A 16,740-nucleotide genomic window follows, 5' to 3' on the forward strand; every position below is an offset into this window, starting at 1 on the left:
GCGGCGAAGAAGCGAGTGCGGCGCGCATGCCGCACCGCGTATACTCGCCGCGCAGAAGGAGACGTGGCCTTGAAACGAGACAGCAACATCACGCAGAGGGGGGTCACGGTGCGTCGAGAGGTCGAGGACCTCGTCGTCGACGGCGCGATCCAGCCCATCGTCGAGGCGCTCGACAGCCACCTCGGCGTGGTCCTGGCGTCGAGCTACGAGGTGCCCGGCCGGTACACACGCTGGGACATCGGCTTCATCAATCCCCCGCTCGTGCTCGTCTCCCGGGGCCGCGACTTCCGGTTCACCGCGCTGAACGAGCGCGGGCGGGTGATCCTGCCGGCCATCGACGAGGCGCTCCGGAATTTCGACGCGGTCGCGGCCGTCGAGCGCCGCGCGGACGAGGTGATCGGCGCGGTCCGGCAGCCGGGCGAGCGGGTGCCGGAGGAGCTGCGCAGCCGGCAGCCGTCCATCTTCTCGGTGCTGCGGCGGATGATCGAGCTCTTCGGGGTCCCGGGCGACTCGCTCTTCGGGCTCTACGGCGCGTTCGCGTACGATCTCGCCTTCCAGTTCGAGCCCATCCGGCTCCGCCTCGAGCGCCCGGCGGATCAGCGGGATCTCGTGCTCTACCTCCCCGACGAGATCATCGCCGTCGACCATCGCCGCGAGCGGGCGACGCGCACGCGCTACGAGCTCAAGTTCGGCGATCGCTCGACCGACGGGCTGCCGCGCGAGGGCGCGGCGCGCGCCTACGTCGGCGCCGATCGCGCGCCGCCGAACGAGTACGCGCCGGGCGAGTACGCCGAGCTCGTCCGGGTCGCGCGGGAGTCGTTCAAGCGGGGCGATCTCTTCGAGGTCGTCCCGGGCCAGACGCTCTACGAGCCGTGCCCCGTCGCGCCCACCGAGCTGTTCCACCGGCTTCGCGAGCGCAACCCGGCGCCCTACGGCTTCCTGATGAACCTCGGCGAGTCCGAGTACCTGATCGGCGCCTCGCCGGAGATGTACGTGCGCGTCGAGGGCAACCGCGTCGAGACGTGCCCCATCTCGGGCACGATCCCGCGCGGCAGCGACCCGATCGCCGACGCGGCGCAGATCGCCCGCCTGCTCGCCTCCGCCAAGGACGAGTCGGAGCTCACGATGTGCACGGACGTCGATCGCAACGACAAGTCCCGCATCTGCGTGCCGGGGAGCGTCCGCGTGATCGGGCGCCGGCAGATCGAGATGTACTCGCGGCTGATCCACACGGTCGATCACATCGAGGGGCGGCTGCGCGAGGGGTTCGACGCGCTCGACGCGTTCCTCGCGCACACGTGGGCGGTCACGGTCACGGGGGCGCCGAAGGCCTGGGCCATGCAGTTCATCGAGGATCACGAGCGCTCGCCGCGCGCGTGGTACGGGGCCGCGGTCGGGATCGTCGGCTTCGACGGCACCATGAACACGGGGCTCACGCTGCGCACGATCCGCCTCAAGGACGGCGTGGCGCAGGTCCGGGTGGGCGCGACGCTGCTCTACGACTCCGATCCCGACGAGGAGGAGCGCGAGACGCACGTGAAGGCGTCGGCGCTCATCGACGCGATCCGGAGGCCGCGCGGGGTCCCCACGACGGCTCCGGCGGCGATCAACCCGGTGCCGGGGGGCGGCCTCAAGGTGCTGCTCGTGGATCACCAGGACTCGTTCGTGCACACGCTGGCCAACTACCTCCGGCAGACGGGCGCCGAGGTGATGACGCTCCGCGCCGGCTTCCCGCACAAGGAGCTCGACGCCTACGCTCCCGATCTCGTGGTGCTCTCGCCCGGCCCTGGGACGCCGAGCGATTTCGATCTCTCGGGGACGCTCTCGGCGCTGATCGAGCGGCGGCTGCCCGTCTTCGGCGTCTGCCTGGGCCTTCAGGGGATGGTCGAGCACTTCGGGGGCAAGCTCGGCGTGCTCGACTACCCGATGCACGGCAAGGCCTCGAAGGTGCGCGTGCTGGGCGGGCGCCTCTTCGAGGGGCTGCCGCGCGAGTTCCACGCGGGGCGCTATCACTCGCTCTATGCGCTGCGCGACGCGCTCCCCTCTTCGCTGAAGATCACGGCCGAGACCGAGGACGGGGTCGTCATGGCGATCGAGCACACGGAGCTGCCGATGGCGGCGGTCCAGTTCCACCCCGAGTCGATCCTCTCGCAGCACGACAACGTCGGGCTGCGGCTCGTGTGGAACGCGGTCGCGGATCTGCGCCGGGAGCGGCGCTGAGAGCCTGAACCGATTCAGACCACAAAATGAAAAAGCGCCGCCGGGGCCTCGGGGGGGGAGAGGCCACGCCAGCGACGCTGGGCTGCCTGAGAGCATCAGGCGTGCCATGCGTGATTCCGTCGTAGTCGCGCACTTCGCATGGATGTCCAGGGCGGTCGTTTCGCTTCTGCAAGCGCAGCGCTGCACACCTGCAAAGGCAGGGCGCCACGACGGCCCTGCGCGGCGCCCAGGAATGCTCAGGCCGGCGCCTGCGGGCTCTCGCTACGCCGCACAAAAACACCCTTGCTGTATGCCATGAAGAACCCGAGCCTCATGGCGTTGCGCTCCGTGGCGATACCGGGACTGGCGCTGATGCACGCCAGGTGGCGACCTCGCTCGCGCACCCGCTCCAGGCGGCGGACGATGAGCGCCTGCTGGACGATGAGCGCCTGCTGGATGCCGCGCTCGCGGAACCGGGGGAGCACCGAGGCGCCGAAGAGCGCGGCGCCGTCGCCGGCGATCTCCATGCTGCCGCCGCCGGCGGATGGGCTCGGCGCAGGCGACCACGGACGAGGTGCCGAGGCCAGCCGGCGCTCCTCGAGCCGGGCGATCTCGGCGTACGACAGCCTCGACACCGGCCTGCTCGTCATCGGAATCGGAATCGGAATCGGAATCGGAGAGAGGCGCTCGCGCGACATGGTGTTCTCCATCCTAGTCCCCTAGTCCGCCGAGCGCGCCTCGTGCGGTCGTGCAGACGAGCACGAGCGCGCCGCCGGCGCCGCGACCAAGGGGCGGCGCCGCCGGGCGGAGACCGCGCGCCCGACCCGTCCCTGGGGAGCGCGCTCGGCTGCCGCCGGCGCCGTCCGGGGCTGCGCCGCCCCACGATCTCCGCTCGCGCGGCCGCGGGCGTTGCGGCTATGCTGCGCCGCCATGAGTAGGATCTTCCGTTCACTTCCCCCGGCCGGCACCCAGCTCGGCATCGCGTTCTCGGGCGGGCTCGACACGCGCTGTGCGGTGGCGTGGCTCGCGCGCAACGGGCTCAAGGTGCACGCGTACACGGCCGATCTGGCGCAGCCGGACGAGGACTCCCCCGGCGACATCCCGCCGATCGCCCTGCAGCACGGCGCCGTCTCCGCCAGGCTCGTGGACTGTCGCGACGCGCTCGTCCGCGAGGGAATCCTCGCCATCCAGTGCGGCGCCTTCCACCTCTCGACGGGCGGCAAGAAGTACTTCAACACCACGCCGCTCGGCCGCGCGGTGACCACGACCGCGATCGTGCGCGCGATGCGCGACGACGACGTCCACGTCTTCGGCGACGGCAGCACGCACAAGGGCAACGACATCCAGCGGTTCTATCGCTATGGCATCTTCGTCGACCCCTCGCTCAGGATCTACAAGCCCTGGCTCGATCCGAAGTTCGTGGGCGAGCTCGGCGGGCGCAAGGAGATGAGCGAGTACCTCGAGCGCCACGGGCTGCCCTACCGCATGGGGACGGAGAAGGCCTACAGCACCGACGCCAACGTGCTCGGCGCGACGCACGAGGCGAAGGATCTCGAGCACCTGAACACCGGCATCAAGATCGTCCAGCCGATCATGGGGGTCGCCTCGTTCCGGCCGGAGGTCGCCATCGAGGCCGAGACGATCACCCTCGGGTTCGAGCGCGGCGTCCCGACGACCATCAACGGCAAGCGCTTCGGCTCCCTGTTCGAGCTGTTCGTCGAGTGCAACCGGATCGGCGGGCGTCACGGGCTCGGCATGAGCGATCAGATCGAGAACCGGGTGATCGACGCGAAGAGCCGCGGCATCTACGAGGCGCCGGGCATGGCCCTCCTCCACGCCGTCTACGAGCGGCTCCTGTCCGCCATTCACAACGAGAACACCCTCGACGTGTACTTCACCCAGGGCCGGCGCCTCGGGCGTCTGCTCTACGAGGGCAAGTGGTACGACCCCGAGGCCATGATGCTGAAGGACGCGCTCTCGCGCTGGATCGCGCCCGGCGTGACCGGCGAGGTGACGCTCGAGCTGCGCCGCGGCGACGACTACAGCCTCCTCGACACGCGCGCCGACTACATGGCCTACGCGCCCGACAAGCTCTCGATGGAGAAGGTCGAGGAGGCCTATTTCACCCCCGAGGATCGCATCGGCGCGCTCGAGCTCCAGAACCTCTCGGTGACGGACAACCGCCAGTTCCTCATCCACCTCATCGAGAGCACGCAGGCCCTCGGCCCGGGCGGCGCCCCCGCCATCGGCGAGCTGCTCGGCGGCGACAAGCCGAAGCAATGAGCCGAGACGAGCGGAAACGATAGCTGAGCGGAGGCGGCGCGCCGCGGTGGTGGCCGGATTTGAACGTGAAGGCGGGAAGGCGGGAAGAAAAGATCAATGATCTTCTCGCCTTCCCGCCTTCCCGCCTTCATGTGAATCTCTCCGGGGCAAACTAGGCCACCACCCGCGCCGCGCTCTGACCGCGGCGCTCGCCCCCCGGCCCGCCAAGGTTGCGCCCGGCGCGCGCCTGGGTCACCAAGAACGTCCAGACCCGGCCCGCCAGGAGCGGCGCCGGCCCAGGGAGGTGGTCATGTTCAAGCAGTTCATCGTCCAGGCGCTCGCCGCAGGCCTCGCGGTCGTCGTCGGCGCCAAGCTCATGCCCGGCGTCCGCATCCGCAAGATCCAGACGGCGCTGGTCGTCGCCGGCGTCTTCGCGCTCCTCAACCTCCTGCTCGGCTGGCTCGTGAGCTTCCTCGTCGCCGTGGCGCTCCTGCCCGCCGCCATCGTCACGCTCGGCCTGGCCTATCTCTTCTTCGGCCTCGTCGTGAACTCGGTGCTGCTCTACGCGACCGATAAGCTCATCGACGATTTCGAGATCCGGGGGTTCGGGCCGCTCTTCGGGACGGCCGCCCTCATCTCGATCGCCGGGTGGCTCTTGCCGCGCCTCCTGTGACGCGCCCGGCTCAGCGCGAAGGTTGATCGACGCGAGCGCTGCCCAGAAATCGAAGACCGGGCCGTAACCGGGCTGTAGAAGGCCGGCGACCGAACCGCCGGTCGGCCCGCGTCGCTTCGCGCGTGGGTAATGCATCGCGCCATTCTTGCTCCCCGGGCGACCCAAATGACGAGGGCGCACGCGCGGCGGGACAACTGCACCATGCCTCATGGTGGGTTAAGACTCTTGACATACTCAACTTGGTGAGCTCCCATGCTTTGAACCAAAGGAGGGGCATTGGTGGAGCTGCCGCACTACACGCTGCGGGACAAGCTGTACGACAGCGCCGGACGGGTGCTGTACCGTGGCATTCGCGACGAGGATGGCATCCCCGTCGTCATCAAGTTCCTCAAGGACGAGCACGCGAACCCGCGCGAGCTGGCCAAGCTGCGACACGAGTTCAGCGTCCTGCGAGAGATCGACTGGCCAGGGGTCATCAAGGCGCACGCGCTCGAGGTGCATGAACAGAGCGCCGGGCTCGTCCTCGAGGACGTCGGCGAGACGCCGCTGAGCGGGCACCTGCGCGGCCGCGGGCTCGATCTCGCGCAGGCGCTCCACGTCGCTCGCGCGCTGGCGACGATCCTCGACGGCGTCCACGCGCACGGCGTGATCCACAAGGACATCAAGCCGGCGAACATCGTCGTGGACGACAGGTTGCAGAGCGTCCACCTGATCGACTTCAGCATCGCCACGCGCCTCTCGCAGGAGGCGCAGACGGCCCTGCGCCCCGACACGCTCGAAGGTACCCTCGCCTATATCTCGCCCGAGCAGACGGGGCGGATGAATCGAGTCGTCGACTACCGGACAGACTTCTATTCGCTCGGTGTCACCTTCTACGAGATGCTCACCGGGGTCCTCCCGTTCGACTGCACCGATCCCATGGAGATGGTCCACAGCCACATCGCGAGGACGCCGCTCGCGCCGCACGAGCGCGATCCGACGATCCCCGAGATGGCGTCGATGATCGCGATGAAGCTGCTCGCCAAGGCGGCGGAGGACAGGTACCAGCGGGCAGAGGGGCTGGCAGCGGATCTCGAGCGGTGCCTCTCCGAATGGCAGCAGACGGGGAGGATCGCGCCGTTCGAGCTGGGGCGGCGGGACATCAGCGAAAGGCTCCAGATCCCCCAGAAGCTCTACGGGCGAGCGGCGGAGCTCGAGGCCCTGGTCTCGGCGTTCGATCGCGTGAGCGACGGGGCCGCGGAGCTCGTGCTCGTGACGGGGGCGGGCGGGATCGGCAAGTCGGCGCTGGTCCACGAGCTGCACAAGCACGTCGCCCGGCGCCATGGAAGCTTCGTCGCCGGCAAGTTCGATCAGCTCCATCGCGAGGTCCCCTTCGCCGCCTTCACGCAGGCCTTTCGGGCGCTCATCTCGCACCTGCTCGGGGAGTCGTCCGTCAAGCTCGCGGCGTGGAGGTCCGCGCTGGTCGAGGCGCTGGGCGCGAACGGGCAGCTGCTCGTCGATCTGATCCCCGAGCTTGAGCTGATCGTCGGCCCGCAGCCCGTGGCCGTCGCCCTCGGGCCCTCGGAGTCCCAGAGCCGCCTCAGCCTCTTGATGCAGAACTTCGTCCGTGTGTTCTGCTCGCCGTCGCACCCCCTCGTGCTCTTCTTCGACGATCTGCAATGGGCCGACGCGGCGTCGCTCTGGCTCTTGCGCCAGCTGCTCTCTGGGCCCGGGCGTGGGCACCTGCTCGTCGTGGGGGCCTATCGGGACAGCGAGGTGGACGGGGCCCACCCCCTGCGCGCCGCGCTGGAGGAGCTGCGCAAGCAGGGACTCGAGCCGTCCGAGATCGGGCTCCGCCCGCTCGATCTGCCGAGCGTGCGGCTGCTCCTCGCGGAGACGTTCAAGGAGAGCGAGGTCGAGCGCGTGGAATGGCTCGCCGCTCAGGCGATCGCGAAGACCGAGGGCAATCCGTTCTTTCTCTCCCAGTTCTTGATCGGGCTCCACGGCGCGAAGCTCGTGCGGCTCGATCGGGCCACGGGGCGCTGGGTCTGGGACGAGGCGACGATCGCGTCGGCGCCGGTGACCGACAACGTCGTCGATTTCATGGCCACGCGAATACAGGCGCTGGAGCCGAGCACGCGGCGCGTGCTCTCGCTCGCCGCGTGTATCGGCCACCAGCTCGACCTGACGACGCTGGCGACGATCGCGGAGCTGCCGCATGCCCAGACGGCGGTGGCGCTCTGGCCATCCCTGCGGGACGGGCTGCTCTTGCCGATCGGCGGAGACTACCGGCTGCTTCCTGTGGTGAACGATCCGGACGACCTCGATCCGGGCGCGCTGGCCAAGCTGGACGCGTCCTACCGGTTCCTGCACGATCGCGTGCAGCAGGCGGCGTACTCCCTCATCCCGGCGGAGGAGCGGGAAGATGTCCACCTCCGCATCGGGCGGTGCTTGCGCAGGACGCTCCCGGACGAGCCGCGGGCCGAGCTCGCCTTCGAGCTGGTCCGGCACCTCAACCTCGGCGCCGCGCGGATGCGCGACAGGGAGGAGCGCGCCGATCTCGCGCGGCAGAACCTCGCGGCCGGCCGCATGGCGAAGGCGGCGACGGCGTTCGCGTCGGCGGCCGGCCTCTACGCCGCGGGGATCACGGCCCTCGACGGGGGGAGCTGGGGAGAGCGCTACGATCTCACGTTCGCGCTGCACCGCGAGCGCGCCGAGTGCGAGTACATGGCGGGTCGCCTCGACGAGGCCGAGGCGCACCTGGACGGGCTGCTCGCCCACGTGCGCCACAGCGGGCAGCGCGGAGGGATCTTCGGGCTGCGGGTCACGCTCTACCTCGCCCAGGCGCGCTTCGCCGAGGCGCTCGCCGCGGGGCGCCAGGGCCTCGCGCTCTTCGGCATCGACGCGCCCGGGACGAGCGAGGAGACCCAGGCGGCCTGCGACGAGCTGCTCGCGACGATCGATGAGCTCCTCGCCGGCCGAGCGATCGAGTCGCTCCTCGACGCGCCCACGGTGTCCGACCCGGATCTCCAGACCTGCCTTCAGCTGCTCGCCGAGCTCAAGGTGCCGGCCTATTTCGTCGAGCCGGGCCTGTACTCGTACGTCGTGCTCAAGGCGGTTCATCTCTCGCTGTTGCATGGCAATTGTCGCTCGGCCGCGGACATCTTCGTCACGTTCGGGTTCTTTCTCTCTGGCAGCCTGGCCCGCTACGCGGAGAGCGTCCGTTTCGGCAAGCTCGCCCTCGATCTCACCGAGAGGTTCGGCGCGACGAGCGCCTCTCACAGGGTCTTCTATGTGCTCGGGTACCTGATGCCCTACGGGGAGCCCTTGCGCGCGGCGCTCACCTATTTCGAGCGCGCCAAGCAGCTCGGCCTCGAGTGCGGGGATCTCGTCCACGGCTCCGCGGCGATCGGGGAGCTCGTCGCCGCGACGCTCCGCGTGGGCGAGCCGCTCGGCAGGGTTCGCGAGGAGATCCAGCGCGGTTTCCTGGTCACGCGGCGCACGCAGGTCGTGCTGGCCAACGAGATGCTCACGCTCCTGCAGCAGGTCGTCGCCTGCCTGGAGGGCCGCACGGCGTCGCCAACATCGCTCAGCGACGACGTCGTCGAGGAGGAGGCCTGGGTCGCGCGCCTCGCCAGCCTCGGGATGAACCACCTCCGGTTCTACCATCTCCTCACCAAGATGCAGCTCCTGTTCCTCCATGGCGACGCCGCCGGGGCGTTCGCCATGATCGAGGCCGCAGAGCAATTGCGCACGGGCGCGTTCGGGCAGCACTGGCCGACGGAGCTCCCGTTCTACGCGGGGCTCATCCTCGCGGCGGTCTATCCCACCGCGCCCGCGGAGGAGCAGCCGCGCTTGCGCGAGGCGCTGGCCCGCCAGCAAGAGCGACTCGCGATCTTCGCGGACGCCTGTCCGGCGAACGCGCGGCACCAGCAGAAGCTCGTCGCCGCGGAGGTCGCCCGGGTCGAGGGCCGCCCCTCCGACGCGATCGACGCCTATGAGCAGGCCATCCAGCTCTCGCGCCAGCATGGCTTTCCCCATCACGAGGCGCTGGCCAACGAGCTCTGTGCCGGGTTCTTCATGGCGCGCGGACAGACCAGGGTCGCTCACGTCTACATGTCCGAAGCGCTCGGCGGTTACGCGCGCTGGGGCGCCGCCGTGAAGGTCGCCCAGCTCAGGGAGCGGTACCCCTCCATGGTCCCGGCCCCGACGATGCTGCCGTCGAGCGCGTCGGCCGTGACGGCGGGGAGCACGACGAACGGGACGACCGGCGCCCAGCTGCTCGACGTCACCGCCGCGCTCCGCGCGGCGCAGGCCATCGCCAGCGAGATCGTGCTGAGCAGGGTGGTTCATCGGGTCATGCGCATCGTGCTGGCGAACGCCGGAGCCGAGCGCGGCTTCTTGATCCTGAATCAAGGCGCGTATCTGCGGGTGGAGGCGTTCCTGCAGATCGGCCCGGACACCGTGCAGGTGGGGCTCAACACCCCGCTCGAGTCGCGCACGGATCTGGCGCAATCCGTGGTCCAGCTCGTCGCCCGCACGCTCGATCCGGTGGTGCTGAGCGACGCCCGGTACGACCTCCGGTTCGCCGGCGACCCCTACATCATCGCCGCCCAGCCGAGGTCCCTCCTGTGCATCCCGCTGACGCACCAGGGGCGGCTGCGGGGCGTCCTCTACCTGGAGAACAACGTCGCCCAGGCCGCCTTCACCGAAGGCCGGATCGAGCTCTTGCAGATGCTCTGCGCTCAGGCGGCGATCGCCGTGGAAAACTCGCTGCTCTATGCCCATGTTCAGGAGGTGAGCGCGCAGCTCCAGGAGGCGAACCGAAGTCTGGAGAGGCAGGTCACCGAGCGCACGGAGGAGCTGCGCGACGCCAATCAGCACCTGCAGCATCAGACGGAGCAGCTCCACGTCGCCAATGAGCGCTTGCAGCACGAGCTGGCGGAGCGGGAGAAGGCCGAGCGCTCGCGCGCTGCCTTGCAGGGAGAGGTCATCCGCATGCAGAGCGATCTGCTGGAGGAGCTGTCCACGCCCCTCATCCCGATCACGAACCAGCTCATGGTGCTGCCCCTGATCGGCACGGTGGACAGGCGGCGCGCCGAGCGGATGCTGCACACGATCTTGCAAGGCGTCGAGCGCCACCAGGCGCGCGTCGTGATCATCGACGTCACGGGGCTGAAGCAGATCGACGTTCAGGTCGCCGAGACGCTGATCCGCGCCACGTCGGCGCTTCGCCTGCTCGGCGCGAAGGCGGTCATCACGGGGATGCGGCCGGAGGTGGCGCGGCTGCTCGTGGAGCTCGGCGTGGATCTGAGCCGCGTGGAGACCCGCGGCACGCTGCAGAGCGGGATCGCGCGCGCGATCGGCGGCGTCGGGCCGCGCAGCTGAGCGGGGAAGTCAGATCACGGATGGTCGGTCGGGTCGGCCGGGTCGGTGTGATGGTCCTCCTCATCGCCGTCCCGGAAGCCATCCTCATCGCGGTCGAGACCGATGCGCACCCCTGAACCAGGCGGTACACAGGTGTACGTCAGCTCCCTGTCTGCGGCGAGCGAGAGCTGCCGGAGCAGCGCATCGGCGATCGGCGGGAGGGCCACGCGGTTGCTGATGAACTTGCCGTTACGGTAGAGGAAGCCGAGGTCGGCGTGGAGGACGCGCGCCTTGGCCACCAGATCGCACTCGCCGACGTCCGCCCGCGCGATCAGGAGGTCGATGCGCGGCCCGACCGCCGCCGCGTTGCTGCTCGTGAGCGTCACCTGCTGGCCCACGATCGGCGCCATGTTGCTGGCGAAGACGAGCAGGTAGGCCTCCACCGCCCGGCGCAGGGGGTTGCCTGGCGGGCCGTCCGGGAAGGCGCCCGAGGCGAACCCGAAGGGGCTCGCCTGGCTGAAGCCGAGGTTCGTGTGGAAGCGGAACATCGTGTCCGTGCTTCCATCATGCACGAACCCGAAGCCGCGGACCTGATCGCCCATGTGCTCGTGATCGATGAAGTTGAAGTTCGGGTGAGGCGCGAAGCCGAACATGCCGACCTTCTGGTAGAGGTTGCGGAGGTGGGGGATCTTGAACCCCTCTGTCGCGGCGTCGAAGTTCCGCCGGCCGTCCGTCCCGAAGAAGCCCGGGATGGCAACGCCGAACTCGGCGTTGGCCGTGGGATCGAGGACGTGGCAACGCGAGCAGGGGAACTCTCCGGGCTCCGAAGGTGAGTTCTCGAAGAAGTCCCGGCCGATGTCCTGCTCCGGCGTGAGGGAGTTGTCCAGGGCGCGGATCGGGTTCGGCGGATAGGTGATCTGCAGGGCGAAGTCGGTGAACGCCTGCATGTCCTCGTCGGGGATGGGCTCGCTCCGCCCGAGGAGACCCGTGAAGGCCACGCTGAACTCCTTGAACGCGGTGACCTCGTCGAAGATGCCGCTGTCCGGCTGGACGCTGGGCCCCTCATCGCCGCCGGTGCGGTCGCCCCGCCAGTGCATCGGACCGTGGTTGGCGAGCCCGCGGAGGCTCTGCGTCGTCATCGGGCCCTTCATGGAATGGAAATCGTCGTTGAACCCGAAGTCCGACGGCCTGAGCACGAACAGCCCTTCATCCGTCCTCACCACGTCGTCCGGGTTGCCGAGGTTCCACGCGAGGCTGTCGAAATCGCCGAAGACGTGGCAGCTCCCGCACGACGAGTCGCCGTGGCTCGAGCTGAAGGCGGCGTCGTAGAGGAAGCGGCGGCCGCGGACGATGCTCTCCGGCTCGGGGCTATACATCGGGACGTGCGCCACCTCGGTGTTCGTCGTCGTGTTGATCACCGAGATCGAGTTGTCGAACCGGGTGAGCACGTAGAGCTTCTTGCGTGGCTCGTCCAGGACCAGGCCCGTCGGCCCGCCGCCGCTCACGGGGATCTGGTTCGCCGCGCTCGGGACGAACGTGTCGCTCTCGAGCTGAGACGTGCTGAAGACGCCGATCTTGCTCGATCCAAAGGCCGAGACGTACAGCTTGGCGCCGTTCTTGGTGATCGCCATCCCGAGCGGCGTGGCGAGGCTCTTCGCGTTCTCGGCGTTCGGGATCGGGGCGCAGCACGCGCTGTAATCGATGTGCTTGTTCAGGTGGCGCGGCGCGACGCCGGCGCCGCTGAGGACGGTGATCCGGCTCTCGTGCAGGTGTCCCCGGACGGTCTGTCCGCCAAAGAGGCCGGGGCCCTCGAAGCGCTTGTCATTCAACGCCTCGGTGTTTGTGACGTAGATCTTCCCGTTCACCGGGTTGACGGCCATGTTGTAGAGGATGGTGCCGACGCCCTGGAAGTAGCCGGCGGGGCCGGCGACCTGCGAGGGAGGGCTGGCCATCGCATCGATGACGAAGACGTCCTTGTCGGGCAGGGAGAACTTCACCTTGTCGTCCCACACCCGGCCGAGCTCATCGACCCAGTGGGTCCCGTCGAACTTGGCGATGAGGCTCGTCTCGGGGCGCGGGACGCCCTCGAAGTTCGTGGCGGGTCCGGGGATGCCGCCGGCGGCCTCACCGCCGTCGGGGACGTGGTTCTCGTGGATGCTCGTGGTGCGGTTCCCCGAGTGGAATGCCGCGGCGTACACCCGCTTGCCGTCGGGCGTCACCTCCAGCGCGCGAGGCGTGTCGCCGAAGAGCGCGACGATGCTCAGGGGATTGCCGCCGAGCGTGCTGCCGAGATTGCCGGCGTCGAAGACCCAGACGTCGGCGCGGCCCACGCCGGGGGTCGTGAGCTGCGGATCGTTCGGGCTGTTCTGGCCGCGGTGCGCCGTGGTGATGAAGGCGCGGCGCCGGCCCGGGCCGGCGAAGACGATGTCGCGGGGCTCGTCGCCGACGAGCAGGGTGCGGACGACCCGGCTCCTCCGCGGGTCCTTGACGTTCACGACGCTGACGCTGTCCGAGAGGTGATTGACCACCCAGACCTCATGGTTATTGCGCGCGGCGACGGACACCGGCTCGAGGCCGACGGACACCGACGCGCGATGCGTGAGGCCATGCGGACCGATGTCGAAGATCTCGAGGCGATTGTCAGGCGTGTTGACGGCGAAGAGCCGCGATCTGTCGGGCGAGAGCGCCAGCGGGCGAACCTGTCCGCTCTCGAAGAGCGTGAACGATCGCGGCGCGCTCTCGACGCGCTCCTGACTGCTTGCGATGGCCGGAGCGTCGGCGGCCGAGTCAGGCTCGGTGTCATCCTGAGAAGGCGAGCAGGAAGAGATCAAACAGACCGTGCACAGGTAGGCGACTCTTCTCATGGGGCATCTCCTTGAATATCGGGCATGATCGCTGACCGATCGTAGGGATGGGAAAGGGCATCTTGATGATGTACAAACTCCGGCGCGATGGGCATCGGGTGCGCCGGACAACGGCTACCATGTCGAATGCAGCCTCGCGGCGGCAAGCCAAGCTGTTGCCGAGAGAGCATCTATGAGAAATGCAACAATGAACTAATTCGCGCTCGAGATGACGACGATGTGCGCGGCTGTACGGGGCTGGCGATCGCCCCTTCGAGCCCTTGTACCGCCGGCTGGTCGATCGGCTGCGCCGCGAACTCGGCGCGGCGCAACCGGCGCGTTCGGCGCCCGCACGCGCGCGCGCGGGGAGTTGGGCGCACTCGCCCCCCCGCGCAGCGGCTTCCTTAATTCCCCTTGAATGTAATCCCGCCCAACTTAGATCTAACAATCTAGCACGAGCGTGACAAATCGAAAAATCGAAAAGGCGGCTACGCAATCCAAAATGGCAGCGCGGCAGCGATCCGGCCCAAGTTGGCGGCGCAGCGTGGGTTGCGTGACAACGGCTATCCAGCCTGGGTCGGGTGACGGCGATGCCCTCGCCGACGCGCCGTGGCTCCAGCCTGCCGCGGCGCGTCCTCGTCGAGGCTCTACCAGAGCTGGTGAACGGCAGGCCGCAGCCGGCGATCGTAGATCTCGCGGATCTTCGCCATCGTCTCCTGCGGCAGGGCGGGCAGGTCCGCCGCGCTCGCGTTCTCGTCCACCTGATCAGGGCGCTTCGCGCCGGGGATCACGCACGTGACCGCGTCCTGCATGAGGATCCAGCGCATCGTCCACGCGCCCATGCTCACGCCGGCAGGCACGAGCGGGCGGAGCTCCTCGACCACCTCGAGGCCCAGATTGTAGTCGACCCCCGAGAACGTCTCGCCCTTGTCGAACGCGGCGCCCTCGCGGTTGAAGTTGCGGTGATCGTCGGCCGCGAACTTCGTCGCGGCGCTCATCTTCCCGGTGAGCAGCCCCGATGAGAGCGGCAGCCGCGCCAGGATCCCCACCTGCCGGCGCTTCGCCTCGACGAAGAACAGGTCGGCCGGGCGCTGCCGGAGGACGTTGTAGATGATCTGCACCGACTGCACACCGGGGTATTCGATGGCCTTGAGCGCCTCTTCCACCCGCTCGACGCTGACCCCGTAGAAGCGGATCTTGCCCGCCTTCACCAGCCGATCGAGGACGTCGAACGCCTCGGGCCGATAGTAGACGTCCGTCGGCGGGCAGTGCAGCTGGACCAGGTCGAGCGCGTCCGCCTCGAGGTTCTTCAGGCTGCGGTCGATGAAGGCCGTGAGGTTCTCGGCGCTGTAGCCGGCCGCGGTGTGCGGGCTCAGCCGCCGGCCCGCCTTCGTCGCGATGACGATCTCCTCGCGCCGCTCCCGCCGGAGGCGCGCGAGCAGCCGCTCGCTCCGGCCGTCGCCGTACACGTCCGCCGTGTCGAAGAAGTTCACCCCGCGATCGACGGCCCGGTGCAACGCCGCGAGCGACTCCGTGTCGTCGACGTCGCCCCAGGTGCCCCCGATCGCCCAGGCACCGAAGCTCACCGAGGAGACACGGAGCCCCGTCCTGCCAAGTGGTCGATATTCCATGGCGGCGAATACAACCAGATTTCATCGGCCACGGCGAGCGCGCCGTGGGCGCGCTCAGGCGGGCTCGACCCCGCGGCGGCGGTGCGCGCGCTTGCTGCGCTCGACGAGCGCGACGAGCTCCTCCCGCGTGACCCCGAGCCGCGCCGCGGTCCGATGCGCGAGCGACGTCCGGGCGACCCCGTCCACGAACTGGTACGTCGGCCACTGCTGCGCGTCGAGCTCGACCTGCAGGAACACGAGCCGATCGACCGGCCGGTCGCGCTCGAGCCGCGCCGCGAGCTCCAGGAAATGGGTCGTGATGAAGGCCTGAGGGCGGAGCTCCGCGAGGAGCGAGATCACGAGCTGGAAGATCTCCTCTCCTTCCGACGGGTTCGTGCCAGAGCAGAGCTCGTCGAGCACCACCATGTCGCCGACCTGCATCGCCTCGAAGAGCGACCGGATGCGCAGGAGCTCCATCCCGAGTCGGCCCTCGCTCTGGTCGGCCTGCGCCTGCTCGATCAGCGACACGAAGAGCCCGTGGCACGGCGACAGGCGGGCCTCCGCGGCCGGCACGAAGAAGCCCGCCTGCCCGAGCATCTGGGCGAGCGAGAGCGCCTCGAGCAGCCGCGTCTTTCCCCCCGAGTTCGGCCCGGTCACGATGACGGTCGCGTCGTGAGGGTCGGTCGCGATGTCGCACGCGACGACGCGCGACGAGCTCGCGAGCAGGATCGGATTGAAGAGCCCCTTGAGCGCCCGCCCGGGGGCCTCGTCGCGCGCGCCGCCTGGCCGGGCGAGCTCGGGGCCGCTTGGCCAGGCGAGCTCGGGAAGGCAGACGGAGAGCCCGGCCGCGCGGGCGCGCTCGCGCAGCGCGAGGCCGGCGAGGTAGAACTCGAGATCTCCGAGCAGCTGGATGAGCGCGACGAGCTCGTCCTCGATGCCCTCGAACACGCTGTTGACGTAGCGGGTGAGCAGCTCCTCGTCGCTGAACCGGTATCCCCGCCACAGCATCACGAGCTTCGTGAAGACGCGCCCGATCGGCGACTGGTAGAAGCGGTTCTCGCTGTTCTCGCGGATCGACAGGGCGCGGAGGTCGCGGACGTGGCCGTCGGAGCCGACGCGGATCCGGACATCCAGCGTCGCGAGCTCCTCGTCGTACGCGAGCAGGTCCGCGAGGCGGCGGTACGCCTCGGTCTCGCGCACGGCCGCGCCGAACGCGGAGAGCCGCGCGAGACCGGAGCGGGCGCCCGAGAACCCGTCGGCGAGCGCGTCGAACGCCCCCTTCGCGGCGACGAGGATGTCCAGCCGGCGCCGGCTGCCCTCACGGCGCGAGATGGAGATCGTCTCCAGCTGGCCCACCCAGCGGCGCAGCGCCGCGTAGGCGCGCGCGAGGTCGCGGCGCTGCGCCTCCGAGCCGGCGAGCTCGCGGAAGATCTCGCGCCGGAGCTCGACTGTATCGCGGTCGCTCGGCGGCCGGGAGAGCGCGCGGCCGAGCAGCGCCGGGCTCGGGATGTACGTGCGCCCCTCGCTCGTGAAGTGGAGGCAGCCCACGATGAGCTCCTGCAGAAAGACGTGCTGCGCGAAGCGGGCCGGATCCCAGGTCGACGCGGGCAGCGACGCGGAATCGATGTGCCGGTCGAACGCCCCGCCGGGCGCGCCGCCCGCGAACGCGAACGTCAGCGACTCCTTGACGGCCCGCGCGTCGACCCGGAGCGCCGGCCGGTGCGAGAGGAGGTCGGGCGCGGAGCGCTGCCCGGGCGGGGCGTCTGGCAGGACGGGTTCCGGCGACGCCGCGCTCACGACCTCGAGC

8 protein-coding genes are annotated in these 16,740 nt (G+C 69.5%); 4 read left to right on the forward strand and 4 right to left on the reverse strand.

What is annotated here, in order from left to right; all coding sequences use genetic code 11:
• The first annotated feature begins 63 nt into the window (after window positions 1–63).
• The gene (locus WMF28_RS25250; RefSeq protein ID WP_437595858.1) at window positions 64–2,220 is read left to right on the forward strand and encodes an anthranilate synthase component I; all 2,157 of its coding nucleotides are present in this window, start codon (window positions 64–66) and stop codon (window positions 2,218–2,220) included.
• Window positions 2,221–2,456: 236 nt separating this feature from the next.
• Here the strand turns inward: WMF28_RS25250 and WMF28_RS25255 are convergent, their stop codons facing one another.
• Window positions 2,457–2,849 carry a hypothetical protein gene (locus WMF28_RS25255; RefSeq protein WP_437595859.1) on the reverse strand — a complete coding sequence of 131 codons (393 nt, stop codon included), beginning with the start codon at window positions 2,847–2,849 and terminating at the stop codon, window positions 2,457–2,459.
• Window positions 2,850–3,129: 280 nt separating this feature from the next.
• Here WMF28_RS25255 and argG point away from each other — a divergent pair, with 280 nt between their 5' ends.
• From argG to WMF28_RS25270, 3 genes are all read left to right on the forward strand, one after another.
• Window positions 3,130–4,482, forward strand: coding sequence for an argininosuccinate synthase (gene argG, locus WMF28_RS25260; protein ID WP_437595861.1), 1,353 nt, complete (start codon window positions 3,130–3,132; stop codon window positions 4,480–4,482).
• A gap of 289 nt (window positions 4,483–4,771) precedes the next feature.
• Entirely contained in the window at window positions 4,772–5,134 is a 363-nt protein-coding gene (locus WMF28_RS25265; protein ID WP_437595862.1) for a phage holin family protein, read from the forward strand.
• A 279-nt stretch (window positions 5,135–5,413) separates the two neighbouring features.
• Complete coding sequence (locus WMF28_RS25270) at window positions 5,414–10,501, forward strand: AAA family ATPase (RefSeq protein ID WP_437595863.1); 5,088 nt, start codon at window positions 5,414–5,416, stop codon at window positions 10,499–10,501.
• Window positions 10,502–10,515: 14 nt separating this feature from the next.
• Here WMF28_RS25270 and WMF28_RS25275 read toward each other — a convergent pair whose 3' ends face one another.
• The 3 genes from WMF28_RS25275 to WMF28_RS25285 form a co-directional block, all read right to left on the reverse strand.
• Window positions 10,516–13,344 carry a beta-propeller fold lactonase family protein gene (locus tag WMF28_RS25275; protein WP_437595864.1) on the reverse strand — a complete coding sequence of 943 codons (2,829 nt, stop codon included), beginning with the start codon at window positions 13,342–13,344 and terminating at the stop codon, window positions 10,516–10,518.
• A 626-nt stretch (window positions 13,345–13,970) separates the two neighbouring features.
• Window positions 13,971–14,954 carry an aldo/keto reductase gene (locus WMF28_RS25280; protein WP_437595865.1) on the reverse strand — a complete coding sequence of 328 codons (984 nt, stop codon included), beginning with the start codon at window positions 14,952–14,954 and terminating at the stop codon, window positions 13,971–13,973.
• A gap of 54 nt (window positions 14,955–15,008) precedes the next feature.
• Window positions 15,009–16,730: a MutS-related protein gene (locus WMF28_RS25285; protein ID WP_437595866.1), complete on the reverse strand. Its 1,722-nt coding sequence runs from the start codon at window positions 16,728–16,730 to the stop codon at window positions 15,009–15,011.
• Between the last annotated feature and the right edge of the window lie 10 nt (window positions 16,731–16,740).

The sequence above is a fragment of the Sorangium sp. So ce590 genome (genome assembly GCF_051521365.1).
GTDB lineage: Bacteria > Myxococcota_A > Polyangia > Polyangiales > Polyangiaceae > Sorangium.

Excerpts from the sequence above, each read along its gene's own strand:
- WMF28_RS25255 (WP_437595859.1), bottom strand. The coding sequence starts at position 2,849 with ATGACGAGCAGGCCGGTGTCGAGGCTGTCGTACGCCGAGATCGCCCGG.
- argG (WP_437595861.1), top strand. The coding sequence starts at position 3,130 with ATGAGTAGGATCTTCCGTTCACTTCCCCCGGCCGGCACCCAGCTCGGC.
- WMF28_RS25265 (WP_437595862.1), top strand. The coding sequence starts at position 4,772 with ATGTTCAAGCAGTTCATCGTCCAGGCGCTCGCCGCAGGCCTCGCGGTC.
- WMF28_RS25275 (WP_437595864.1), bottom strand. The coding sequence starts at position 13,344 with ATGAGAAGAGTCGCCTACCTGTGCACGGTCTGTTTGATCTCTTCCTGC.
- WMF28_RS25280 (WP_437595865.1), bottom strand. The coding sequence starts at position 14,954 with ATGGAATATCGACCACTTGGCAGGACGGGGCTCCGTGTCTCCTCGGTG.